Raw genomic sequence first — 23,537 nt, 5'->3', positions numbered from 1 at the left:
TGTGACAGCTGAAGCAGAGGGTGCGGAGCACGACGAGAGACCGTGTGCCAGGTGTACGGAATCGGCGCGCATCTCCGGCGAGAACCATATGAGCCTGCCGATCGCGGCGCCACGCACGCTCGGCCCGCACCCGGGAGACCTGGCCGACATCGTCGAAGAAGGCGACCAGATCGTCATCCGGCGACATCGCGGCCGTCTCGACGGTGTGATCGGCACCATCCCGGGCTTCACCGAGGCCGTGGACGTCGAGGCGAGCCGCGCGAGCTGGGGATGACGGAGACCGGCCATGACGCTCGACACCGGGGTCATCGCCCGCCCGCTCGATCTCAACGGCGCCACACGGTCATCCCCGCGACGCCGTTCGTCCTCACACCCGGACCTCGGCCGCGGTGACCATGGGACAGGCAGCGGTGTCGACCTTCGAGATCTCCAGTCTCTCCGCCAGCGCGATCACCGAGGCATCGACCAGCCCCAGTCGCAGATCATCGTAGGTTTCGACGAGTTGCGCAGTGCGGTCTATGTCCTCAACCGTCAGATCCACCGGTTCGAGTTCGCCGCGCGCCACCGACGTCAGGAACGCGGCCTCACTCTTGGCACCGAGGTTCTTCTCCACGTGCCAGGATGTCTCGGTCAGCACGGTCACCGGGAGAAGAAGCCGATCAGGCAAAGCGGAAAGCAATCGCGCGGACACCTCATGATGGGCATCGGATCGGTCGATCGCGGCATCCAGCAAGGTGACCGTCACGAAGGACGATCTAACCCTTCGCGAAGCAGCTCGTCATGCCGTTCGGAAACATCGTTTCGTCCAGAGGCCCCCAGGCCGATGAACGACAGGTCCCTCCGCGCGGTTTCGGGATCCGAATCCTCGACGAACCTGGCGAGCTCCGGATCGGACTCCACCAGCACACGTAGACGCCGCACCCCGGCCGGAGGAAGCCGGTCGACAAGGTGGTGCATGTCCTCGTAGTCATGGGCAGCGGTCATGTCTCCGAGTGTACGTGCTGCCCGGTCACGGGACCGGATCTGCGTCGATCACTGTGATCGTGGCCCTCCGGAAGCGGGTGGGGCGGGGCCTCACCCGCTGACCTCGCATCGGGTGGCCTGGCTCGGCGGCGGGGCTCCACATCACGGCCTGCAGGAAGGTGATCATCGGAAACTCCTTCACGGAACGAGGATGATCTTCCCGCGGTTACGGCCGGCCTCGGCGTCGCGGTGCACGGAGGCCAGGTCGGCGAGCGGGCGGGACGCGGAGATGTCGAGGCGGACGGCGCCGGTGTCGACGAGCTCGACCAGGGCGGCGAGGTGGCTCGTGTCGTTGCGGACCACGAAGTGCGTCGCGGTCACCGAGGAGCCGGCCGGCGCCCTGACCGGGACGGTGATGGACACGACGACGCCGCCCGGCCGGACCAGCGGTACCAGCGTGTCGACACCGACCGCGACGATGTTGAGAACCGCGTCGACCGGCTCGTCCAGCGCCTCGGCGACCGGCGTGGTCGTGTAGTCGACGATCCGGTCGGCGCCGAACCCGCGGATCGTCCCGGTACTGCGCGCACTGGCCGTGGCGATGACGTACGCCCCGGCGTGCTTGGCGAGCTGGACGGCGAACCCGCCGACGCCGCCGCCCGCACCGTTGACGAGCACCCGCTGCCCGGACGTGACGCCCGCGTGCTCGAACACCGCCTGCCAGGCGGTGATGCCGGCGATGGGGATGGCGGCGGCGTGGGCGAGGGGGACGCCGGTGGGTGCGGCGACGAGGGTGCCGGCCGGGGCGACGACGTACTCGGCCGCGGCTCCCCCGCCGTCGAGCCGGCCGACGACCCGGTCACCGGCGGCGAGGGTGCGCACGCCGCCACCGACCTCGACGACCGTGCCGGCGACCTCCCCGCCGAGCGTGTACGGCAGGTCGCACGGGAAGACGGAGCGCAGCAGCCCGCGGCGCAGGCCGATGTCGGAGGGGTTGAACGAGGTCGCGGCGACGTCGATCAACACCTCACCCGGGCCGGGCACCGGGCGGGGGATGTCGTCGTGGCGGATGACGGACGCGTCGCCGTACCGATGGATTCGCATGGCTTTCACGGGTCGAACCTATGGGCGACGCCGGAAGATGAACCATGCTTCAGGAGCCTCGATTCATATTCGATCGTCTCCCTGCGGATACCCTGGCCGGATGGACGTACTCAGCGACGTGATCGCGTTCATGCGGACCGGGCGGCCGCGCTCGGCGCTGGTGGCCTGGCACGGCCCGTGGGCGCAGGAGTTCGCGGCCGTGCCCGGGGCCGCCGGCCTGCAGATAGTCCTGCGGGGATCGTGCTGGCTCATCCGGCCGGGTGAGGCACCGGTGCCGCTGGCCGCCGGGGACGTGGTGTTCCGGCCCTACGGGCAGGGGCACACGCTGGCCGGCAGCCCGTCGCCCCCGGCGGTCGCGCCCGCCTGCGCCCCGGACGAACTGCCGGCCGCCCCGAGGTTCCACGCCAGCGTCCCCGAGGACGCCGGTCCTCCGGCCACCGTGACGCTCTGCGGCGGGTACGAGCTCGACCGGGCCCTCGCGCATCCGCTGCTGAACGACCTGCCCGAGCTCATCCACCTTCCCGCGCACCTCGGGCGGCACCCCGAGCTGCGCTCCACCGTGGACCTGCTCGCCGCCGAGCTCGAACGTCCCCGCCTCGGCACGGACGCCATCGTCCCCGCGTTGCTCGACACGCTGTTGCTGCACATCCTGCGCGCCTGGCTCGACCGGCGGCCGGTCGCCGGGGCCAGGGGCTGGGCGGCGGCGCTCAACGACCCGGCCACCACCGCCGCGTTGCAGGCCATGCACCGCGACCCGGCGCGGCCGTGGACCGTCGCGACGCTCGCCGCCGAGGCGGGGCTGTCGCGGGCGCCGTTCGCCCGCCGCTTCACCGCCCTGCTGGGCCAGCCGCCGCTGACCTACCTGACCTGGTGGCGGATGACCACCGCCGCCCGGCTCCTCCAGGAGTCCGACGCCCCGCTGCACGCCGTCGCGGCCAGGGTCGGCTACACCTCGGAGTTCGCCTTCGCGGGCGCGTTCAAACGCCGGTACGGCATCGCCCCGGGCAGGTACCGCCGCGCCGGGTGACGCCGGTAGGCGGTGTCAGGGGCGTTGGCCCGGCCTCGTCCGCGTGCCCCGCCACCGCTGACCTGCCGGTGGGGCCGACCATGCGAAAGCGCGCCTCCACGGGCAGGTCACAGGGTGTCTTCGCCGGGCCGATGCCGGGCGGCCGGCGTTCGAGTCCGCACCGGCGGCGGCTGTCCGCCACATTCGGGTCCGAGCCGCCGCGATACTTTCCCGGCACGGTCCCGAACCGAGAGAAAAGGAACCCGCCGCCCTCCAGGCTCCTGGAAACATCGGCCCACTGAAGGAACCGCGCCACGATTCTCGGTGCCTCCGTTGTCGAACGCGGGCAGGACGCTGATCAAACCGCTTTCCGATACGGCCACGTCAGGACGAGCCCGGACCACCGAAGGTGATTTCGCCATGGATATCCCGGGCTTGGATGGAATTACCGTGGACCGTCCCGCCAATCTCGTTGTGAACGTCACCCGAGGCCTGTAAGGGCTCCGGGGTCGGCGAGGAGGCGGAAAACATTCCGTGCGCGGCCAGTCCGAGCCCGGCCAGACCGGCGAGGGCGCCGACCACACTCGCGATCTTGTCCGCCCGATCCAGGCCGACGGACACGAAGTAAACGCCGAGTCCCGCGAAAACGCCGAATGCCACGACCGCGCCGCACCAGACCTGTGCCCTTTTCGACATGTCACCATCATTGTTCAGATTCGGAACTTCCGGAAGCCGGACGGCGCGGAGCGTATCCTCGATTCATGAGCGGCCCCGGGTCCGAAGGCGTGCACAACGAGATCGACGGCCCCGTGCACGGTGGCGCCGTCCAGGCTCGCGATGTTTTCGGCAACATCATCTTTTATGCCGACGAGGCTCGGACGGCTCGGGCCCGGGAGTTCGAGGCTCAATTCCGGCGTGGCGTCCTCCACCTCCTGGACCGCATTCAACTCTGGGGCGTGGACGAGTTGCCCTGGCATCTGCGCAATTACCGGCTGAGCACCGCCTACATGAATCTTTCTCTTGAGGCGACGGGAGAAAACTCCACTCTCGACGGGAGCGGTCTGCGTGTCGAGGATGTCGTCGTCGGCAGACGCCGTCTGCTGCTTGAGGGCCACGCCGGCTCCGGGAAGACCACCGCTCTGCACCACCTGGCCATTCGTGGCCTCCGCGGAGAACTGCTCCGGGAGGGGGACGACTCCCCGGCGATGGTGCCGTTCCTCATCAAAATGCGCGGCTGTTACGACAGGGAGAAACGTCTGCGCCTGCCCCCGGTCGAAAAGTTCGTCGCGGCCGTCGCCAGCACGATCGCCGACGGCAAACCTGAGGATTGGGTCGCCCATCTCCTCAGGCGCGGCCGGGGGATGGTCTTTCTGGACGGTGTCGACGAGATATCGGACAAGGACCGTCCGGCGGTTCTCGCATGGCTGGAACAACTCCTCGCCTACTATCCGGACGCGTCCTATGTCCTGACCTCGAGACCCGCCGCCATCACCGAATCCTGGCGGCAGCGATTACGGTCCCATGGCTTCGCGACCGCGAGATTGGAGCCGATGACGCCTGCCCAGGTGAGCGGCTTCATAGATCGATGGCATCGTGCCGTGGCCGAAGGGGATCTCTATCACCCCGACCGGGTGATGGAGGCGGGGCAGGACCTGAAGAACGAACTGGCGGCACGCCGTGATCTCGCGAGGCTGGCCAGGTCACCGCTGATGTGCGCGGTCCTCAGCGCGCAGCATCTCAGGGGAGGCCGGCTGGACGGCTCACGTTCGCAGCTCTTTCGCAGGAGCACTCTCGTCGACTTCCTGATCGAGCGCCGGGACGTACAGCGGTCCATCCGGCAGAGGTCCGACTGGCACCGCCTTCTCGCGCCGCTCGCCCACTGGCTGGTCATGGCGGGCGAGGACACGCTCCCCCGGAAGACGGCGGTCATACTGATCAACCGGGTGACAGGTGGGGACCGCCACCAGGCGGAGTACACGCTCCAGCTCATGATGGAGCAGACCGGCCTCCTGGAACTCGTCGACGGGGAACGGGTCGGATTCCGCTTCCCCGGGTTCCAGGACTACCTGGCCGCACAGGAGTTCCTGGACCAGATGCACCACCGGCACCTCGTCAGCCACGCTCACCTGCCCGCCTACCAGGAGGTGATCATCATGGCGGTCGAGCAGGAGGCCGAGCGCGATTCCTGGCTGGTGTTGTCGTCGCTGGTCGATCGGGCCGGCAGAAGCCGCGATCGTCACCGCCGCCGCCTGTGGTTGCTGGCGGCCGCGTGCATCGCGGACCTTCCCACCGACAAATGTCCGGAACTCGCCGACCGGATCCGTTCCATGACCCGGGAGTTCCTTCCACCGCGCGACCTCGGCGAGGCGGACGAGATCGCCAAGGCCGGCGACTTCGTCCTCGACCTTCTCGCGGACGCGGTACGGTCGGGCTCCGTCACGAACGCCACGGCACCGGCCGTCATCCACAGCGCGACACTGATCGATGCCGACCAGGCGATCCCTCTCATCAGCCGGTTCCGTCACGCCGACGACCCCGCGATCCAACGGGAGCTGGCCGCGGGCTGGTGCCGGGTCCGCGAGTACGAGAGCTACGCCCGCGAGGTGCTGGGTGACGCGGCCCTCGGCGCCACCTGGATCGACCTTCCCCACGTCTCCGCGCTGCCCGCGCTCAGCCTGATCACCGGCCTCCGGAACCTGCGCCTGCCGCGCGAAGCCGACTCGGCCACCCTGAAGGCACTGACCGAACTCGACGGCCTCCCGGATCGGCTCGAAGCGATCAGCCTCGCCGACACGGCCGTCACCGACCTGACCCCGTTGAACAGGCTGCCGTGCCTGCGCCGACTCGACCTCTCCAACACACCGGTCACCGACCTGAGCCCTCTCGCGAGGCTTCCCGGCCTGAAAGTTCATCCGGCTCAGATCACCCGGTGACAGGGACCGCTTCCCCGGCGGAAGCGATGTGCGCGGTCCCGGGGAGAGCGCCGGCCGCCGGATCTCGAGGTGCGGTCGCCGGCGGTTCCACCACCGGTATCCGGAGGAACGACCGTGCCGGGCGGGATTCACCCGCTGTGCGCTCCGGAGCCCTCAGGTCCCGGGCAGGTCCAGCTCGCCGACGACCTCCTCGCCGCTCGTCTCCCCGGTCAGGCGGAACCCGAGCCGCAGGTAGAAGCGCTCGGGCCCGTGCTCTCCCGGGACCCAGGTCACCGTCACGCGCGACCGCCCGCGCCTCGCGATCTCCGCGCACACGGACTCCACGGCGAAGCGGCCGTATCCCCGGCCCTGCTCGCCGGCGGCGATGTTCAGCCGCCAGAGCCCCGAACGGAGCCTGTCGTCCGGGTCGCCGGGGTCGAAGCGGACATCGAAGAAGGCCATAACGAAGCCCACGAGCCGCTCGCCGTCGTAGACCAGCCGCGGCCAGGCGATCTCGGGCTGCGCGTACGCCTCGGCCAGCGACCACGCGACCGGGGCCACCAGCCCCTCCTGGCCGGGGCGCACCTGGAGCCGGCAGGCGGCTTCGACGTTGTCCGGCGTGACCTTCTCCAGGCGCGGCGATGAGGACATGCCGGACACCCTACTGATCCGCCCTTCCCGTCCGCCTTACCGTTTTCCGGCGCCGCCTCGGCCCGGCGCGCCGGGAGTCCTATGCTGTCCGACCATGCGCCTCCTCCCGCCCGGCGTCGCCTCCCGGCGCTCCGCCGCCCTCACCCGGTGGGCCCTCCTGGTGACCGTGTGCCTCGCCGTCCTGCCGTCCGGGGTCGCGCGGGCCGCCGCGCCCAAGAACCCGCTGCTGACGAGCGGGAGGCTGGCGGTCACCTCCTGCCAGGAACCACCGATCGTCGACAGGGGCGTGCCGCTGCCGCGCGAGTATCTGACGGCGGCGGTGAGGTGCCTGAACACGTCGTGGTCCGCCCACTTCGCCCGCGCGAAGCTGAGGTTCCGCAAGCCCGCGGTCCGCTTCTACGAGGAACCGGACCGGCGCGTGTGCGGGGTCCGCTGGCCCGCCGGCGCGGACGCCTTCTACTGCACCGAACGGGCCACGATGGTCTTCCCGCTCACCGGCTACTGGATCGAGGGCCGGACCGACCTGTATCCCCTGAAGGTCGCGGCCCACGAGTACGGTCACCACCTGCAGAGCCTCACCGGCGTCAGGGCCGGCTACGAGGCCCGCGCCCGCTCCGACCGCGCCCGTCAGGCCGAACTCGGCCGCCGCTACGAGCTCCAGGCCGACTGCCTGGCGGGCGTGTTCCTGGGGAGCGTACGGGCCTCGCTGCCCCGTACCGGACAGGACTGGGAGGCGCTGTCCGGCGCGCTCCGCGCCGGCGGCGACGAGGGCGGCCGCCGCAGCCACGGCACCGGCGCCAACCGGCTCCGCTGGTTCGAGCGCGGCCTCCGGGCGGTCTCCCCCGCCGCCTGCGACACGTGGACCGCCCCCGTGTCCCGGGTGTCCTGACCTGCGAGGGGAGATACGATCGCGAGCCCGCGTCTCTCCGGCGTCGCCGGCAGGAGGACCGCGAGGCCGGCCGCCGGGACCGGGCCGCCCGGCGTGCCACCGGAGAACACGTCGTCAGCCCCGAACACGAAACCGAGGAGACAGCGAGATGCGCGGGTCACCGCACCACCGGGCCCCGGCGGCCCTGCCGCTCCCGACCCCGCCGCCCCCGGGCGGCCCTCTCGGGGGTGTCTGAATGGGGGCCAGGGACCACGAGCTGCTGCAGGCCGCCAGGCGCGTCGCCTTCGCGCTGGGCCTCACCCCCGACGAGGTCATGCGGCGCTTCGTGGAACTGGGCCGCGGCGACCGCGCCGACTGGTCCAGCGGCGAGCTGCTGCTGTTCGCCCTCGCCCAGCTGGCGGCCGAGCGCCCGCTCCCTCCCGGGGCGGGCAGGCGCCCCGAGACGATCGAGGACGTCCAGGCACCGCGCCTCGGCGCCGCCCCGGGTGGCCGGCGGCGCGGTGGGACCGCCGCGCCCGAGGGCGCCCCGGGCACGGAGGACGGCTGACCCGCCGCGAACGAATCGGAGGGGCCTGTGCATGGAGGCCCGAGACCTCGGTCGAGAGCAGGGGGATGACGCCCCGAACGATCAGAGGGGCCTGTACATGATGTGCAGCCCGACGTAGCCCTCGACCGGGTGCTCGAAGCCCTCCGGCAGGGTCGCCAGCACCTCGAAGCCGAGCGAGCGCCACAGGCCCACCGCCCGGGTGTTGGTCTCCACCACGGCGTTGAACTGCATCGCCCGGTAGCCCTCGGCACGCGCCCAGTCGAGGACGTGCTCGCCCAGGGCCCGCCCGACGCCGCGCCCGGCGTGATCGGGATGGACCATGAAGCTCGCACTGGAGATGTGCGAGGCGGGCCCCATGTGGTTGGGGTTCATCTTGGCCGTGCCCAGGACGGTCGCGCCGGCGTCGACGGCGACGACCGTGCGGCCCGGGTGCTCCAGCAGCCACATCGCCCGGGCCCGCTCCTCGCTGACGTCGCGATCCCAGGTGAAGGTCTCACCGGCGGCCACGATCGGGCGGAGGAAGGCCCAGATCATCGGCCAGTCGTCGGAGGTCGCGTCCCTGATCAGCATGGCGTCCAGCATGCTGACCGGGGAGGGGTGCCGCAAACCGTTTTAGCGGGAGGGAAGACCATGAGTGGACACGGCGACCGATCGCCCGCGACCACCGGTCCCGGTCATGCCCCGGCCGGCGAGAGGTCTATCTGGTAGAGGATGAACCCCCGGTTCACGGCCACCTCGTCGTAGAGCCGCCGGGCGGCGGTGTTGGTCTCCTGGGTGGACCAGTAGACCCGGCTGCAGTCACGGGCGCGGGCCCACCTGGTCACCTCCTCGATCAGCGCCCGCCCCACCCCTTTACCCCTGGCGTGCGGCGCGGTGAACAGGTCCTGCAGGTAGCACACGTCCAGTGCCGTGGTGCTGGAGTGGATGAGGAAGTGCGCGATGCCGACCAGCTCGCCGTCGAGTTTCGCGCCGAGGGCGTGCATCCGTACGTCCTCCCGGAACTCGCTCCAGGCCCGTTCGTACAGCTGGGGGGTGAGCTCGCGCTCGTAGAAGTCGTTGTAGCCGTGGAACAGGGCTTCCCAGTGGGCGCGGTCCGCGGACCTGAGCTTGCCGATGCTGAGCATGCGATGTCCTTCGATGTCCTTCGATGTCCTTCGGGGTTCCTTCGAGGTCTTTCGAGGTCCTTGGGGCGGGAGCCGGAGGTTCAGCCCCTGTGTCCCTCGTGTGTCCCCCGTGAGAACCGTCCCGAACGCCGGCCGGCTGTCGCTTTCCGACAGCCGGCCGGAGCCTCCGGACCCCCTCGGGAACCGGTCACCGGTACGGCTGCCACCTGACCGTCTGGTCGCGGGACCTGAAACTGCGCATGCGGTGTTCCCACTGCGGCCTGATGCCCGGGTTGCTGCGCAGGACGGGCACCACGCTGGTGACCAGCTTCAGCTCGCGGAGGCGGCGCAGCACGGGGAAGCCCGGCCAGCGGGTGACGTCGAAGCCGTAGCCCTCGGCGAGCGGCGTGTGCTCGTCCCAGGGATAGTCCATCCGCAGGCGCCCGACCGCGACGGGGGCCAGGTCCCACTCGCGCGGGCCGATCGCGGCGCTGTCGAAGTCGCACAGCACCGGCCCGCCGGGACCGGCGATGACGTTGCCCATGAACACGTCCCCGTGGATGACCCCCGCCGGGAGCACGTAGTCGAGGGCGGCGAGCCGCTCCTCGATCTCGTCGCACTCGTCGAGCAGGAAGGCGTGGTCGCCCGGGGACAGGTCCTCCGGCTCGTCGAGCCGCTGGCGGACCTCGGTCATCGGGGTCCACTCCGGCAGGTCCACCGGCGGGTCCGCGAGCGTGTGGAGCCGCCTGAGCACGACGGCCAGGTCGCCGCCGCCGGGGCGCGGCCCCACCTCGGGGGTCTCCTCCCACAGGGTGACCAGGTGGCCGTCCACCTGGAGCGGCTGCTCGCAGCCGGGCAGCAGCCGTACGGCGGGGAAGTCGTGCTCGGCCAGCCAGCGGGCGACCCGCACCACCGTCGGCACGCGGGAGCGGGCGGCCGAGGATCCGGCGACCCGCACCACGACGGGCTCCCGCCGCAGGCGGAAGACGGCGTTGTTGGTGAACTTGATCAGCTCCGCGTCGTCGGACACGAGCCCCGCCCGGGCGCAGACCGACGCCAGCAGCGAGCTGAGCCGGTCGCGGGTGAGCCCGCCGGCGTGATCGGTGGTCATCGTCATGCGGCGCGCACCACCGAGATCCGCCGGGCGAGGTCCTGCGCGTCGCCGCTGTGCGCCCGCATCATCGCGACGGCCTGCAGCGGCGCGAGCCGGTCGATGATCCTCATCGAGCGGATCTCGGTCGCCAGGGTGACGGCCTCGTCGCCGTTGGCGAGCCCCGAGGTCATGTCACCCGCCCTGAGCTGCACCGTCGCGAGGGCCGTCAGCTCGAAGGCCCTGCTCCTGGCCATGCTCGGGTCGCGCTGCCCGAGCGCGTCGGTGAGGAACCGCTCGGCGATGCCGAGGTGGCTGTCGAGGTGGGTCGCGGCGAGGTCGGCGTGGACCATGCCGCTCGTGGCGTCGAGGTCGGCGGTGCCGAAGAAGCTCACCCAGGCGGGTGGCTCGTGGTCGCGGGCGCGGGCCAGCTCGTCGCTCGCCCTGTTGATCGACTTGAGGGCGAGGTCGCTGTCGCCCAGCAGCGCGTAGGCCCACGCCTCGTTGGCGAAGAGCATCGCCACGGTCCGCTCGCAGCTGGCGTCCTGCGCGCAGATCTGCCCGAGCTGGAAGAAGCGCAGCGCGTCCAGGATGCGGTCGCAGTGCAGGTGGACGCGTCCCATCCGGTACAGGACGTTCGCCGCGAGCGAGGGGTTCCTCGCGTGCTTGGCCTGCTCCAGCGCGCGGGCCAGGTGGCTTCTGGCCGCCCCGTACAGGCCGACGTCGAAGGAGGTCCAGCCCGCGAGGTTGTGCTGGTCGGCCAGTGCCTGGTGCAGCCGCAGGGTGACCGACTCCGGGCACGTGGCCCGCAGCAGCCGCTGCGACCAGTTCAGCTGCGCCACCACCGCGTCGCGGCAGACGCCGCCCCCGTGCCGGTAGTCCAGGGCGCGCAGCGTGCGGGTCACCGCCTCGATCTGCTCGACGTCGGCCATGCCGATGCGGTACGGGACGGGGGTCTCCGTGGGCGCCAGCGGCTCGGCCCAGTCCTCGGCGTTCCCGGCCGTCGCGCCGATGGTCACCTGCGCGGCGTGCGCGAGGAGGCGGCGCACCTGCTCGTCCTCGCCCGGCTCGTCGCGGTGGTCGGCCGCCGCCGTCCCGGCCGGCGCCGCGCAGGAGGCGTCGTAGGCCAGCCCCATGTAGCCGCGCGGGATCCCCAGACCGTCGGCGATCCGGCCGAGCACCTCGTACGCCATCACCTGGCGGCCCTTGAGGATCTCGGAGATCTCCGACTGGGACTGGGCCGTGAGGGCGGCGATGTGGCGCTGGGAGACCCCGATCCGCTGGAGTAACCGGTACACGGTGGCCATGTCGCGGGCGGCCAGAGCCTGGCGCATCTGCGGGCGTTCCCAGAGCGCCGGATCGATCTCCTGCGCGTTCCCACTGCTGACGTTCATGCCGACCTTCCCGGCCGAGTCCCCTTGACGGGTTCCCTTGACGGGTCCCCATGACGCCAAGGTAACCGGCGACCCGGCACCGCCGAGGCCGTATCGGTACGACCGATCATGCAAGCTGATCGGTCCCGCCTATCACCGAACCGACCTGCGGGGAGTATTGGTCCAGCGACTCTCCGTATATCGGTCTTGTCCCGCACCCTGGGTAATTCAGACCAGCGAGCGGCCGGCCGTCCCGGCGACGCCGCACCCCTGGTGTCCTACGTGTGAGGAGCGACGATGCTCACCGAGCACGCTCAGGCTCTGGACGTCGGCGTGCACGGCGGGATCCAGAGCCGCTTCCGGATGACCGCCTGGTGTCTTTCCAGGGACAACGCCGCCCGCCGGGCCCGCAGGCTGCTCCGCGACCTGTTGTCCCGGCCGCCCTTCGCCGCCCACGAGGTGGCCGAGCTGGAAGTCGTGGTCACCGAGCTGGCCACCAACGCCGGCAGCTACGCCCCGGGCCCGTACGAGCTGCGCGTCCTGCACGACCACGACCTGCCGATCAGGGCCGAGGTGGCCGACGCGGGCGGCGGGGTCCCCCTGATCGAACGCCTGCTGCACCGCCCGTTCGCCACCCCCGGCCGCGTGGACGAGCTGGAGCTCGGCGGGCGGGGCCTGCGGATCGTCCACGAGTTCACCGCGGGACGCTGCGGGGCCCGCTGGACGCGGCTGTGCGGCACCGGGCAGATCGGGACCGGCGTCTGGTTCGACCTGCCCGCCTACCGCCCCCGGGCGTAACCCCTCACGCCTTCCCGCCCCGCCCCGCCACCCCCACCGGCGATGTGGTATCAATTTAATGACCAGATAAGGACATTTGGTCAAATTTACGGGAAATGGTGGGGCTGTGAAGCCGGAGAGCAGGAAGGCGGGGCGACCGCCGCAGGACGCCTCGCACCGGCTCGCGCGGGCGCACCGCATCCTGGACACCGCCGCCGAGCTCGTCCTGCGCTGGGGATACGACAAGACCACCGTCGAGGACATCGCCCGGCGGGCCGGGGTCGCCAAGGGCACCATCTACCTGCACTGGAAGACGCGCGAGGAGTTGTTCGCCGCGCTGCTGCGCCGCGAGCGGGTCGAGATGCTCACCGAGGTGCGGCGGCGGCTCGGGGACGGCCCGGCCACCCTCCGCGACCTGCTCGGGTCGCTCGCCTCGGAGGTGCTCGGCAGGCCCCTGATGCGGGCGAGCGTCCTGGGCGACTCGGAGGTGCTGGGCAGGCTCACGCGCCGGAAGCGCGACGGCGCGGCCGGCGCCGAGCTGGGCGGTGACTTCCGGACCTACCTCGGCACGCTGCGGGAACACGGCGCGCTGCGGAGCGACCTGTCGCCCGACGAGCACGTGACCGTGCTCGTCTCCATCCTGTACGGGTTCCTGCTCGTCTCGCCGATGATGCCGTCCGGGTACCGGCCGGCCGACGAGCGGCTGGCGGAGCTGATCGCCGACGCCGGCGGCAGCGCGACGGAGGCCGCGGGCCCGGCCCCGGCCGACGTCGTCCGGGCGGTGACGGCGGCCACCCTGGAGTACGTCGACGCCGCCACCGAGGCCGCGCGGCGGAAACTGCGCGCCTCCCTCGGCATCGAGGAGTCCTCGGGGGCCGAAGGGTCCTCGGGGGCCGAAGGGTCCTCGGGGGCCGAAGGGTCCGAGAGGTCCGAGGAGCCGGAGAAGTTCAAGGAGCCCGAGAGGTTCGAGAGGTTCGAGGAGAACACGCGGTGAAGACCCTCCCCCTGGACGACGAAGCGGCCGACCTCGCGCTGGCGGGCGGCAAGGGGTCCTCGCTGGCCCGGATGGCCCGCGCGGGCCTGCCGGTGCCCGGCGGCTTCCACGTCACCACGGACGCCTACCGCGACTTCGTCTCGCGCGACGGCCTGAACGACCAGATCATGGAGGCCGTCTCCGGCATGACCGCCGAGCGGGCTTCGCGGCGGATCGCGGCGCTGTTCTCCGAGCGGGAGATCCCGGCGGAGACCGCCGCCGAGATCCGCGCGGCCCACGCGAGGCTCGGCGAGGACGTGCCGGTCGCCGTACGCTCCTCGGCCACCGCCGAGGACCTTCCCGACATGTCGTTCGCCGGACAGCAGGACACCTACCTCAACATCCGGGGCGACGGCCTGCTGGACGCGGTCCGGCGCTGCTGGGCCTCACTGTGGACCGCGCGCGCCATCGCCTACCGGGCCACCAACGGCGTACCGCAGGAGGACGTGGCGCTGGCCGTGGTGGTCCAGGAGCTGGTGCCCGCCGACGCGGCGGGCGTGCTGTTCACCGCGAACCCGGTCACCGGCGCGCGCGACCAGATCGTGATCAACGCCTCGTGGGGCCTGGGCGAGGCCGTCGTCGGCGGGCAGGTGACGCCCGACACCGTCGTCGTCTCCAGGACCGGCGGCGAAGAGAGCGGCGAGATCGGCGAGATCGTCGAGGAGCGCGTCGGCGACAAGACCGTGATGACGGTCCGCGTCCCCGGCGGCACGCGCGAGGAACCCGTGCCCGAGGACCTGCGCCACCGGCCCGTGCTCGACCCGTCCCAGGTCACCCGGCTCGCGCGGCTCGCGACGGAGATCGAGGGACTGTACGGGACGCCCATGGACGTGGAGTGGGTCAGGCGCGAGGAGACGTTCCTCGTCGTGCAGGCCCGCCCGATCACCCGGCTCAGGCAGCGGGTCGAGGAATGGAACGACAGCCTGACCGGCGACTACCTGTGGACCGGCGCCAACCTCGGCGAGGCCATCCCCGACGTGATGACGCCGTGCACGTGGTCACTCGTCCAGATCTTCATCGGGGAGGCGATGTCGACGTCGGCGTTACCGGGCTTCACCATGGTCGGCAACATCGGCGGCCGCTTCTACATGAACCTGAGCGTCGTGTTCTCGGTGGGGCACGCCCTGGGCATGCGGAAGCGGCTCGGCGCGGTCGAGCAGGTCTTCGGCAGGCTGCCGCACGGCCTGGACGTGCCGCTGCTGCCCGCCTCACGCTGGCAGATCGTCAAAAGCGTGCTGCCGCTCGCCTTCACCCTGCGCAAACGGATCGCGGCCAACGCCGCGAGGATGCCCGGCTTCCTCGCCACGGCGCGGCGGCGGTGCGAGGACCTGCGCGAGCGGATCGCCGCCACCGCGACCACGGGCGAGCTGGCCGTGCTGTGGGAGGCCGAGCTGCTCCCGTACTTCGTCGAGGCCTGCCAGACCCTGGAGGCCGCCGGGCGCCAGGGCGGCAACATCCTGGTCATGACGCGCGCCAGGCTGCGCGAGCTGGCGGGCGAGCAGGACGCCGAGGCCATGCTCACCGGCGCCAACGCCGACGGGGAGCTGGCCAGTCTCGGGACGATCGTCGGCCTGGAGAGGCTCGCCGCCAAGGAGATCGACAGGGAGACGTTCGCCCGTCTCTACGGGCACCGGGGTGCGCACGAGTTCGAGGTCTCCCTACCCCGGCCCGGCGAGGACCCGGGGTGGATCGACGCGCAGCTCGCGGCCGTTCCCGGGAGCAGCGGGCACGCCGGTACGCTGCTCGGCCACCAGCGGGAGGCGCGCGAGGCGGCCTGGAGGCGCTTCGCGGAGCGTCACCCGCGCAAGGTGGCGGAGACGCGCCTGCGGGTGGCGCGGTGGAACGCGATCGTCCGTGACCGGGAGGACGCCCGCTCGGAGGTGGTCCGCGCCTTCTGGGCGTTGCGCGCCTTCGTCCTGCGGGCCGGGGAGCTCACCGGCCACGGCGACGACCTGTTCTTCCTGTCGATCCAGGAGATCCTCGCCGTCCTGCGCGGCGACGACGCCCCGACCGGGCAGGTGGCGGTCCGGCGTGCGACGTACGAGCGGTACGCGGCCCTGCCCGCCTACCCCACGCTGATCGTCGGCCGCTTCGACCCGGAGCGCTGGGCCGCCGACCCCGACCGGCGCGGGGACATCTTCGACGCCAGGGGCGGCGGTGCCCCGGTGAGCGACACCGTGACCGGCTTCCCCGGAGCGCCGGGCGTCGTCGAGGGCGTGGTCCGCGTCATCGCCGGACCCGAGGACGGCGACAGGCTCGCCCCCGGCGAGATCCTCGTGACGACGCTGACCAACATCGGCTGGACCCCGATGTTCCCTCGCGCCGCCGCCGTGGTGACCGACATGGGCGCCCCGCTGTCACACGCCTCGATCGTCGCCCGCGAGCTCGGCATCCCGGCCGTGGTCGGTACCGGCAACGCGACCATGCGCCTGCGCGACGGCGACCGGATCAGGGTGGACGGTGAGCGCGGCACGGTCGAGCTGCTGGAGCCGTGACCCCCGGACTGCCACCTGCGCCGTGATCTCCCGGCCCGCGCGGTGTCGACCGGCGACCCGCGCGGACCTGTTCGAGCGGGTGCCCGCGACGGCGGCGCACAACGTGCGGGACACCCCGGCGTCCCCGGTGTCCCCGGTGTCCCCTCCGACGGTCGCGGGGCGGTGGGCCGACCGGCCTCGGCGTAAAAACAAGCGGTGCGAGACGGACCACTTCTGTTAGCGTCGACGGAGTTCCGCCGGGCGAGGTCCGGCGACGAGTGTGGAGGAAGCCATGGCTGCCCGGGATCTGACACCGGGCCACCGCATCGCACCGGCCGTTCCGGCACGGTGACGATCGAGGTCGATGCCTGAGACGTTCAGGACGTCTCAGACGCCCAAAGGGCGATCGTGTGGTGCCCCGGTGATGTCGCGATCATGTTTACGCACGACACCGTTGGAGCTTTCCCTTGTCACACGACATCTCATCCACCTGGTACGCGAACTTCTTCACCGAACTTCCCAACGAGTTCTGGCGGCGCGCGGCGACGCCGGAATCCACCGAGGCGGACGTCGACTTCATCGAACGCCACCTCGGCCTGCGCCCCGGCGCCCGCGTCCTCGACGCGCCCTGCGGCAGCGGCAGGCACACCCTCGCGCTCGCCGCGCGTGGTCACCGCCTGACCGGCGTGGACATCTCGGCCGAGGCCATCGGGCACGCCCGGCGGGCCGCGGCGGACGCCGGGCTCGACGTCGAGCTCGGCATCGCCGACATGCGGGACATCCCACGTGACGGCTCGTTCGACGCCGCCGTCTGCATGGGCAACAGCTTCGGCTACCTCGAACCCGAGGAGACCCGCGAGTTCGTCGCCGCGCTGGCGGACGCGGTCCGGCCGGGCGGAGGGCTGGTGGTCGACTTCAACGCGACGGCCGAGTCCGTCCTGCCCGGCTACCTGGGTGAGCCACGTCAGATGCGGACGGGCGACATCACCGTCACGGCGACGACGGGGTACGACGTCGCTCGCAGCCGCCTGATCAGCGGGTACCGCTTCGCCCGGGGCGCGGAGGAGCTTGAGGTCACCGCGATCCACCATGTCTACACCAGCGCCCATCTGGGGCAGATCCTCACCGACGGCGGGTTCACCGGCGTCGAACGGTTCGGCGGGCCCGACGGCTCGCCCTTCGAGATCGGTTCCGGACGGTTGCTGCTCACCGCACGCAGGGCGGAGGACCCGCACCCGGCGGGAACGTGAGCGTCGGCCGGGGCGGGCTCCCGGCGAGAGCCACGTCCTGAGCACCACGTCCTGACCCGAGCCTGAGCCGGCGCCCCGTCGCCCGCCTCCGGAGGACCGGAAGAACCGGTTCCCGGAGGCGGGCGGTGAGGCGATCACGGTTCAGGCTCGGGTGATGCGCCCCCGGCATCGGCCGGACCGGCTGACGGCCCCGTCCGGCGTGACAGCCCGTCCGGCGAAACGGCCTGTCACGTGGCACGGCCTGTCACGTGGCACGGAGGCGGTGGCGTCCCGAAGCGGCGAGGAACGGGATCGCGGCACGTCCGGGGCGGAAGGCGGTTAACACGTCAGGACGCGGAAAACCGGGGAAGGACCCCGTACGAGAAGACGAACCATCGAGGAAGGCCACGGCTCATGAGGATCACGCTGGTCCAGGGGGACATCACCACGCAGGACGTCGACGCCGTCGTCAACGCCGCCAACTCCTCCCTCATGGGCGGCGGCGGGGTCGACGGGGCCATCCACCGGGGCGGCGGCCCCGCCATCCTCGCCGAATGCCGGGACCTGCGCGCCTCCCACTACGGCAAGGGGCTCCCCACCGGCCAGGCCGTGGCCACCACCGCGGGAGAGCTCCCGGCTCGCTGGGTCATCCACACCGTCGGCCCCGTCCACTCTCCCACCGAGGACCGCACGCACCTCCTGGCCTCCTGCTACCGCGAATCCCTCCGCGTCGCCGACGAGCTCGGCGCCACCAGCGTCGCCTTTCCCGCCGTGTCCGCGGGCGTCTACGGCTGGCCGATTGACGACGCCGCCCGTACCGCCGTCGACACCGTGCGGGCCACCCCGACGCGGGTGACGGACCTGCGGTTCGTCCTGTTCACCCCGGAGGCCTACACCGCCTTCGAAAAGGCCCTCGACGCCACCACGTCGTGAACCGGCACCGGCACCGGCTCGCGCGGAAGCCTCCTCGGCCACCACCGTCCGGGCATCCTCCGGCCCCCTGCTGAGCGGCCCGGAAACCGGCACCGGCTCGCGCGGAAGCCTCCCCGGTCACCGCCGTCCCTCTTCGACCCCGGTGTGCACCGATGGACGACACGCCCGTCAGGCGGGCTCGTCGCCGAGCGCTCCCTCCAGACCCGGCTCTCCATCCGGGTAGGGCGTCGCGGGACGGCGTCCCGGCAGGAACCGCCGAGCGGCCCCGCGACGTGCCCGCGGGGCGAGGGTGAAGGACCCGGTGAACCAGGCGGCGAGCAGCGCGCGGTCGACCAGCGTCAGGCCGGTGCCCGCCGCGTACTCCCTGGCCGGGGCCGTGAAGGTCGCCGAGGTGACGAGAACGCCACGGTGGCCGGGGTAGGCGTGGAGCGCGCCGAGGAGGTCGCGGATCTGGGGGGAGCCCACCGAGGTGCCCCAGCGCTTGCACTGGATGACGAAGCGGTCGCCGCCGGGCGCGGTCGCGACGACGTCGACGCCGCCGTCACCGCTGCCGCCGATCCTGCGCACCCCGTGGAAGCCCTCGCGCCGCAGCAGGGCCTCGACGAGGGTCTCGAACCGGTCGCCGGTCATGTGGTCGACGCGTTCGAGACGCGCGTTGTCGCGCAGCCATTCCCGCTCCCGGGCCTCGATCACCCGGTGGCGGAGCAGGAGCACTCCGGCCAGGGCCGCGATCAGCGCGATCGTGCCGCCGATCACCAGCGGCCAGTTGGCGACGACGATGTCGACGAGCCACGTGGCGACCACGACGAAGGCCGCGGCCGCGACCGCCCACAGGAGCAGGTCAACGTCGCCCTTGCGCCGGCGCGGTCTTCGCCCGCCGGACGCCCGCCGTCGCACCGTCCTGGCGGGTGTCCGTCGCCGTGCCATCGCGCACCTCCGGGGGACGAGGTTGGAACGTTGCCGCTGACCCTGTCGACTGTGACGACGGGTACCGACAATTTCCGGGGCGACGTGCTTGGGGGCGACCGGCGAACGTGGATTCGTACCGGCCGCATCCGATCCGCCCCACCCGCGCCCGCGAACCACGCGAGCCCTGCGCGCCGCGTACGCCCTGCGCGCCCCGTGATCCCAGGCCTGGCCTGGCCCGGCCTGCGCCAGCCCGACCTCAGCCCGGCACGGTCGCCTCCAAACCGTGCGAGACCCGCCGCCGGGCGGGGTCCGTGCCCCCCGGCGGGCGGGAGGAGACGACGACCTGACCCAGCGCAAGGGCCGCCAGGCACCTCTCGAAGGCGGCCACCCCCTCCTCGGGGCTCAGCCCTCCGGTGAGGCTCTCCCCGGTGAGCTCGCGGTGACGGCGTTCCATGTCGCGGGCCATCCCCACTCCGTTCCACCGGTCCCAGTTGATCGACAGCACGGGTACGCCTCCGCCGTCGCGCCGCGCGCCGAGGGCGAACGTGTCGAGGAAGGCGTTGGCGGCCCCGTGGCAGGTGAGCCCGGGGGCTCCGGAGAACGCCGCCAGCGAGGAGAACAGCACCACGAAATCGGGGAGCGCGCCCACCTCCCGCAGCACCGAGACCAGGGTGGCGGTCCCCTCGGTCTTGGCCCTCAGGGCCGCGGCGATGTCTTCCTCGGTCAGGAACTCCGCCGCCCCGCCCCCCGGCACGCCCGCGGCGTGGATCACCCCGTGGATCTCGCCGAACAGCGACCGCGCCTCTTCGAGGACCTCCCTGAGGCGCCGGGCGTCGGCGACGTCGGCGCCGCGCACCAGCACGTCGCCTCCCCGCTCCGCGAGAAGAGCCGTCAGCGCCGCGCCCTCCCGGACCTCGTGACCGCCGAACCCTCCTGGGCCGCTCACCGCTTTCACCCCTTGGAACCGGAAACCGTCGGACCTCCCGGAGCCATCGCTCCGCCCGGCACCGTTCCGTACCTCTCCCGGAGCGCCGAACCCCCCGGAACCGTCCGTGCCCGCCGGACCTCCCTGCCTGCCGGGGCCGTACGGCGGGAGCGTCCCGGGCACCTCGCGCCCGATCAGGACGAGCCGCGCCGAGTGCGCGGCCACGAGGTGCCCGGCCAGCCGCAGCCCGATCCCGCTCGTCCCCCCGGTGATCACGTAGGTCCCGCCCCGGCGCACCGGGGGGCTCCCGTACGTGCCGGGCGCCACGTCCAGCGGTTCGAACCCGCGCAGCCAGCGATGACCCGCCCTCAGGCCGACCGGGTCCTCGTACGGCGGGCGGCAGAGCTCGGCCAGGAGCTCCGCGGCCCGGATCCCGCGGTCTCCGCCGTCGCCGGGGTCCAGGTCCACGAGCCGGACGCGCGCACCGGCCAGTTCGCGGCGGAGCGGCCCGGCGGCCCCGACCGTGAGGGCCGCCCTCGGGTCGAGCCGCTCGCCTCCGGTGACCTCCAGGGCTCCCCTGGTGACCAGGCAGAGATCGGTCTCCGGACGGCCGCTCAGGGCACGGGCCAGACCGACGACGTGACCCAGCGGCGGGCAGACCTGGACGGGCAGCGACGCTCCCCAGAGGCAGACGATCCGCGACGGCCCGTCCGCGTCGTTCTCCACCGTCTTCAGGAGCCGCTCGTAGTCCTCCCCGCATCGGGGGTCGATCGTGATCCGGTCACGGGTCGTGTGGTGGAACGCGCGCCCCGGGGTGACGACGACGGTCGTGGCCCCGTACCCCTCCAGCCTCGCGATGATCGCCTCGGCGAGGGGCGACGAGTCGGAGAGCAGGATCCAGCGGTGTTCCCGCACGGTGGGGCCGAGATCGGCCGGGGGCACCTCCACGGCCCGTTTCCAGGTGATCCCGTACAGACCGCCGGCCGGACGTTCCCGCACGGTGGCGGCGGGCCCCGTGACGCGCGGCCGGTCCGGCGGGTGAACGGCGGCCGGCGAGGTCAGCGGGGCCGGCACGGAGGGGTGGGGTACCGCGGGCGGCTTGAGGCGCCTCTCGCCCCACGCGGAGGGCAGGTCGACCTCGACGCCCGCCTCCCGCAGCCGGGCCAGCGCGCCGAGCAGGACCTCCCCGTCGGCTCGCTCCTCCGTCGGGCGGCGGGTGACGTTGACGACGACGGAGCCCGTGCCCGCTCGTGCCCGGGCCAGCGTGGTCAGGGTCGTGCCCGGCCCCACCTCGACGAGGATCTTCGGACCTCCGGCCAGGACGCGGCCGAGTCCGGCGTCGAAGCGGACCGTCGCCCGCAGCTGGGTGACCCAGTACTCGGGGTCGGCGAAGTCGGCGTCGCCGGTCCCCGTCACGCCGGACACGAGGCGCACCGAGGGGCGGCGCAGCGGGACACCGGCGAGGAACTCGCGGAACTCGCCGATCACGGGGTCGACCAGGGCCGAGTGCGCGGCGGTGCCGAGCGGCAGGAGGCGGCAGGCGACCCCGCGCCGGTCCAGGAGCTCCCTGACCTCGGCGACATGGGCGGCCGGACCGGTGAGCACGCAGGACGCCGGGCCGTCGACCGCCGACAGGCACACCCCCTCCCCGAGGAAGGGCTCGACCTCCCGCTCGGAGGCCGGAACCGCCAGCATCGCCCCGTCGCGCAGGGTGGCTAGGAGCTCGCCGCGCCTGGTCACGACGGCGAGGGCGTCGCGCAGCGACATGACGCCCGCGACGCAGGCCGCGGCGTACTCACCGAGGCCGCTCCCCATCAGCAGGGAAGGGCTCACCCGCCGCGCCATCAGGAGCCGGGCGAGCGCGATCTCCATCACGAACACGGCCGGTGGCGCCGGCGGGGGAGCAACCTTTCCGGTCTCCTCCCCCGCCGCGCGGTCCGGGAGCACACCGGGCCCGCCGGGTTGGTCCGGCCCGCCGGGTCCGGTCGAAAGGGCCGGTGCCACGTCCGCCCACAGGGTGTGCAGTCGCTCGGCCACGGAGGGGTCGGGCAGCAGGTCCAGGCACTCGTCCACGGCCGCGCGGAAGACCGGCTCGTCGCGGTAGAGCCCGCGGCCCATCCCGGGATACCGCGTCCCTCCGCCGGGGAACATGAACACCACGTCACCACCCGTACGGGCCGCGGGGACGGGCCCACCGGGAAAGCGGCGGGCGATGCCAGCGGCCGCGATGCCCGCACCCGTGGCCTCGGCACCCGGGACACCGGCACCCAGGACGCCGGCACCCGGGATACCGAGGTCCGGGGCACCGGGATCGGGAGTGCCGGGGCCCGGGATACCTGGGCCGGGAGTGCCGGGACCGGGGCCGGCGGGACCGGGGGTGCCGGGACCGGGGATTCCGGGGCCGGGGACGGCCGGGTCGGGAAGGCCGGGACCGGGTGTGCCCGGCCTCGGGAACCCGGGCCTCGCGACACCACCGGTGCCGCCGTACCCGTCGGTGCCGTCCGTGTTGTCGGGACCATCGAGAGCACCGAGGCCGTAGAGTCCCTCAGTGCCGTCAGGACCGTCAGTGCCGTCAGGACCGTCAGGACCGTCCGTGTCATCAGGGCCGTCGAGGCCGTCCGTGTGCGTCGCGTTCACCTCTGTCGTCCTTTCCAGCGACGTTCCTCCGACGACCGGCCACCGGCGAGCGGATGTCCCCGCTCACGGCGGCCGGCCCCGGCCTCTCGCGCTTCCCTCAGCGGTCGTGGAGGGCCGCTCGGCGGCTGCGGAACTGTTCGGTGAGCACCGCCACGTGCTCACGCCGGTAGCCCTGCTCCATCGCCCTCAGCACGCGCTCGCGCATCACACCGAGGTAGGACTGGTCGATCCCCGCCCGTTCCGCGATGCCCGCCAGGTTGTTGAGGACGTCCAGGTGCGAGGTGAGCGGGGCCTGCTCGAAGGTGTAGTCACGGCGCGCGATGAGGCCGAGCCCGACGCCGATCGTGTTCTGGAAACCGGGGGCGTAGAGCGGTACGGACTCCGCGAAGTCGTTGAGGGGGACGCCCATGCTCTCCGCGATGGCCGAGCATTCGAGGAAGCCGTTGACGAAGGCGTAGTAGAAGGCGCTGGAGACGACGTGGTAGGCCTTGGCGTAGCAGGGGTCGGGCCCCAGGCGCACCTGCTTGCCGGACAGCGCCTCGGTCACGCCCGCCAGCTCCTTGAAGTCCTCGGCCGCCCCGCCGTAGACGGTGAAGCAGTCTTCGGTGCCGATGGCGTCCGGGTAGTTGAGGATCGCGGCCTCCAGGTATCTGCCTCCGGCGGCCTCCACCCGTATCCGCAGGGGGACGACGTCGTCGGGGATGCCGCTGGCGTGCTGGACGACGAGCCTGCCGGAGAGACCGGCCCCGGTCTCGTCGAGGACCGCGTGGGTGATCTCGTAGTTGAGAAGGCACAGCAGCACGATCGGGGAGGCCTCGATCGCCTCGGCGGCCGTCGCGTGGAGGTAGACGTCCCGTCCCGCGAGCCTCTCCGAGCGTTCCGGCGTACGGTTCCAGACCGAGACCTCCAGGCCCGAGTCGACGCAGGCCCTCACGATCGCGGAACCGACCACCCCGGTCCCGATGACCGTCACATCCGTCAT

At 72.3% G+C, this 23,537-nt stretch carries 22 protein-coding genes and 1 pseudogene; 11 read left to right on the top strand and 12 right to left on the bottom strand.

From position 1 onward, the window contains the following. Nucleotides 1–88: 88 nt before the first annotated feature. On the top strand, nucleotides 89–274 hold the full coding sequence (locus AC5L38_RS37280; protein ID WP_495247515.1) for a hypothetical protein: 186 nt from the start codon (nucleotides 89–91) through the stop codon (nucleotides 272–274). Nucleotides 275–367: 93 nt separating this feature from the next. Here the strand turns inward: AC5L38_RS37280 and AC5L38_RS37275 are convergent, their stop codons facing one another. The 3 genes from AC5L38_RS37275 to AC5L38_RS37265 all read right to left on the bottom strand — a co-directional run bounded on the left by AC5L38_RS37275 (nucleotide 368) and on the right by AC5L38_RS37265 (nucleotide 2,067). Continuing rightward, on the bottom strand, nucleotides 368–745 hold the full coding sequence (locus AC5L38_RS37275; RefSeq protein ID WP_495247514.1) for a type II toxin-antitoxin system VapC family toxin: 378 nt from the start codon (nucleotides 743–745) through the stop codon (nucleotides 368–370). Then, a complete protein-coding gene (locus AC5L38_RS37270; RefSeq protein WP_495247513.1) occupies nucleotides 742–984 on the bottom strand; it encodes a hypothetical protein in 243 nt (80 codons plus the stop codon). Before AC5L38_RS37270 ends, AC5L38_RS37275 begins: the two co-directional genes overlap by 4 nt. 177 nt (nucleotides 985–1,161) lie before the next feature. Then, nucleotides 1,162–2,067 carry an NADP-dependent oxidoreductase gene (locus AC5L38_RS37265; protein ID WP_495247561.1) on the bottom strand — a complete coding sequence of 302 codons (906 nt, stop codon included), beginning with the start codon at nucleotides 2,065–2,067 and terminating at the stop codon, nucleotides 1,162–1,164. A 100-nt stretch (nucleotides 2,068–2,167) separates the two neighbouring features. Between AC5L38_RS37265 and AC5L38_RS37260 the strand changes: the two genes are divergently transcribed. After that, entirely contained in the window at nucleotides 2,168–3,094 is a 927-nt protein-coding gene (locus AC5L38_RS37260; protein ID WP_495247512.1) for an AraC family transcriptional regulator, read from the top strand. A 363-nt stretch (nucleotides 3,095–3,457) separates the two neighbouring features. Here the strand turns inward: AC5L38_RS37260 and AC5L38_RS37255 are convergent, their stop codons facing one another. Next, the gene (locus AC5L38_RS37255) at nucleotides 3,458–3,769 is read right to left on the bottom strand and encodes a hypothetical protein (RefSeq protein ID WP_495247562.1); all 312 of its coding nucleotides are present in this window, start codon (nucleotides 3,767–3,769) and stop codon (nucleotides 3,458–3,460) included. Here AC5L38_RS37255 and AC5L38_RS37250 point away from each other — a divergent pair. Both AC5L38_RS37250 and AC5L38_RS37245 read left to right on the top strand, forming a co-directional pair. Further along, nucleotides 3,727–4,611, top strand: a pseudogene (locus tag AC5L38_RS37250) (NACHT domain-containing protein); the annotation flags it as partial. The gene AC5L38_RS37255 and the pseudogene AC5L38_RS37250 overlap by 43 nt on opposite strands. Before the next feature lie 60 nt (nucleotides 4,612–4,671). Further along, the gene (locus tag AC5L38_RS37245; protein ID WP_495247560.1) at nucleotides 4,672–6,006 is read left to right on the top strand and encodes a leucine-rich repeat domain-containing protein; all 1,335 of its coding nucleotides are present in this window, start codon (nucleotides 4,672–4,674) and stop codon (nucleotides 6,004–6,006) included. A 153-nt stretch (nucleotides 6,007–6,159) separates the two neighbouring features. Here AC5L38_RS37245 and AC5L38_RS37240 read toward each other — a convergent pair whose 3' ends face one another. Continuing rightward, nucleotides 6,160–6,636 (bottom strand): GNAT family N-acetyltransferase, encoded by a 477-nt coding sequence (locus tag AC5L38_RS37240; RefSeq protein ID WP_495247511.1) that lies wholly within the window; start codon nucleotides 6,634–6,636, stop codon nucleotides 6,160–6,162. A 94-nt stretch (nucleotides 6,637–6,730) separates the two neighbouring features. Between AC5L38_RS37240 and AC5L38_RS37235 the strand changes: the two genes are divergently transcribed. Beyond that, a complete protein-coding gene (locus AC5L38_RS37235; protein WP_495247510.1) occupies nucleotides 6,731–7,525 on the top strand; it encodes a neutral zinc metallopeptidase in 795 nt (264 codons plus the stop codon). A 235-nt stretch (nucleotides 7,526–7,760) separates the two neighbouring features. Further along, a complete protein-coding gene (locus tag AC5L38_RS37230) occupies nucleotides 7,761–8,072 on the top strand; it encodes a hypothetical protein (protein WP_495247509.1) in 312 nt (103 codons plus the stop codon). 81 nt (nucleotides 8,073–8,153) lie between these two features. Here the strand turns inward: AC5L38_RS37230 and AC5L38_RS37225 are convergent, their stop codons facing one another. The 4 genes from AC5L38_RS37225 to AC5L38_RS37210 form a co-directional block, all read right to left on the bottom strand. Further along, nucleotides 8,154–8,642 (bottom strand): GNAT family N-acetyltransferase, encoded by a 489-nt coding sequence (locus tag AC5L38_RS37225; RefSeq protein WP_495247508.1) that lies wholly within the window; start codon nucleotides 8,640–8,642, stop codon nucleotides 8,154–8,156. A gap of 104 nt (nucleotides 8,643–8,746) precedes the next feature. Continuing rightward, nucleotides 8,747–9,196, bottom strand: coding sequence for a GNAT family N-acetyltransferase (locus AC5L38_RS37220; RefSeq protein ID WP_495247507.1), 450 nt, complete (start codon nucleotides 9,194–9,196; stop codon nucleotides 8,747–8,749). Nucleotides 9,197–9,383: 187 nt separating this feature from the next. Beyond that, nucleotides 9,384–10,292, bottom strand: a complete 909-nt coding sequence (locus AC5L38_RS37215; protein ID WP_495247506.1) for a phosphotransferase enzyme family protein — start codon at nucleotides 10,290–10,292, stop codon at nucleotides 9,384–9,386. Further along, entirely contained in the window at nucleotides 10,289–11,659 is a 1,371-nt protein-coding gene (locus AC5L38_RS37210; RefSeq protein WP_495247505.1) for a helix-turn-helix domain-containing protein, read from the bottom strand. The genes AC5L38_RS37215 and AC5L38_RS37210 overlap by 4 nt, the downstream gene beginning before the upstream one ends. Nucleotides 11,660–11,935: 276 nt before the next feature. Between AC5L38_RS37210 and AC5L38_RS37205 the strand changes: the two genes are divergently transcribed. The 5 genes from AC5L38_RS37205 to AC5L38_RS37185 all read left to right on the top strand — a co-directional run bounded on the left by AC5L38_RS37205 (nucleotide 11,936) and on the right by AC5L38_RS37185 (nucleotide 18,084). Further along, nucleotides 11,936–12,436, top strand: a complete 501-nt coding sequence (locus tag AC5L38_RS37205; RefSeq protein ID WP_495247504.1) for an ATP-binding protein — start codon at nucleotides 11,936–11,938, stop codon at nucleotides 12,434–12,436. Between the two features lie 106 nt (nucleotides 12,437–12,542). Beyond that, nucleotides 12,543–13,409, top strand: coding sequence for a TetR/AcrR family transcriptional regulator (locus tag AC5L38_RS37200; RefSeq protein ID WP_495247503.1), 867 nt, complete (start codon nucleotides 12,543–12,545; stop codon nucleotides 13,407–13,409). Then, entirely contained in the window at nucleotides 13,406–15,943 is a 2,538-nt protein-coding gene (locus AC5L38_RS37195; protein WP_495247502.1) for a PEP/pyruvate-binding domain-containing protein, read from the top strand. Before AC5L38_RS37200 ends, AC5L38_RS37195 begins: the two co-directional genes overlap by 4 nt. A gap of 446 nt (nucleotides 15,944–16,389) precedes the next feature. After that, nucleotides 16,390–17,172: an SAM-dependent methyltransferase gene (locus AC5L38_RS37190; protein WP_495247501.1), complete on the top strand. Its 783-nt coding sequence runs from the start codon at nucleotides 16,390–16,392 to the stop codon at nucleotides 17,170–17,172. A gap of 393 nt (nucleotides 17,173–17,565) precedes the next feature. Beyond that, nucleotides 17,566–18,084, top strand: a complete 519-nt coding sequence (locus AC5L38_RS37185) for an O-acetyl-ADP-ribose deacetylase (protein WP_495247500.1) — start codon at nucleotides 17,566–17,568, stop codon at nucleotides 18,082–18,084. 168 nt (nucleotides 18,085–18,252) lie between these two features. Here the strand turns inward: AC5L38_RS37185 and AC5L38_RS37180 are convergent, their stop codons facing one another. From AC5L38_RS37180 to AC5L38_RS37170, 3 genes are all read right to left on the bottom strand, one after another. Beyond that, nucleotides 18,253–19,011 (bottom strand): restriction endonuclease, encoded by a 759-nt coding sequence (locus AC5L38_RS37180; protein ID WP_495247499.1) that lies wholly within the window; start codon nucleotides 19,009–19,011, stop codon nucleotides 18,253–18,255. A gap of 238 nt (nucleotides 19,012–19,249) precedes the next feature. Then, nucleotides 19,250–22,069 carry an SDR family NAD(P)-dependent oxidoreductase gene (locus AC5L38_RS37175; RefSeq protein WP_495247559.1) on the bottom strand — a complete coding sequence of 940 codons (2,820 nt, stop codon included), beginning with the start codon at nucleotides 22,067–22,069 and terminating at the stop codon, nucleotides 19,250–19,252. A 583-nt stretch (nucleotides 22,070–22,652) separates the two neighbouring features. Next, entirely contained in the window at nucleotides 22,653–23,537 is an 885-nt protein-coding gene (locus tag AC5L38_RS37170) for an NAD(P)-dependent oxidoreductase (RefSeq protein ID WP_495247498.1), read from the bottom strand.

The sequence above is a fragment of the Streptosporangium nanhuense genome, from assembly GCF_059358815.1.
This window is presented reverse-complemented; position numbering and strand designations above follow the sequence as displayed.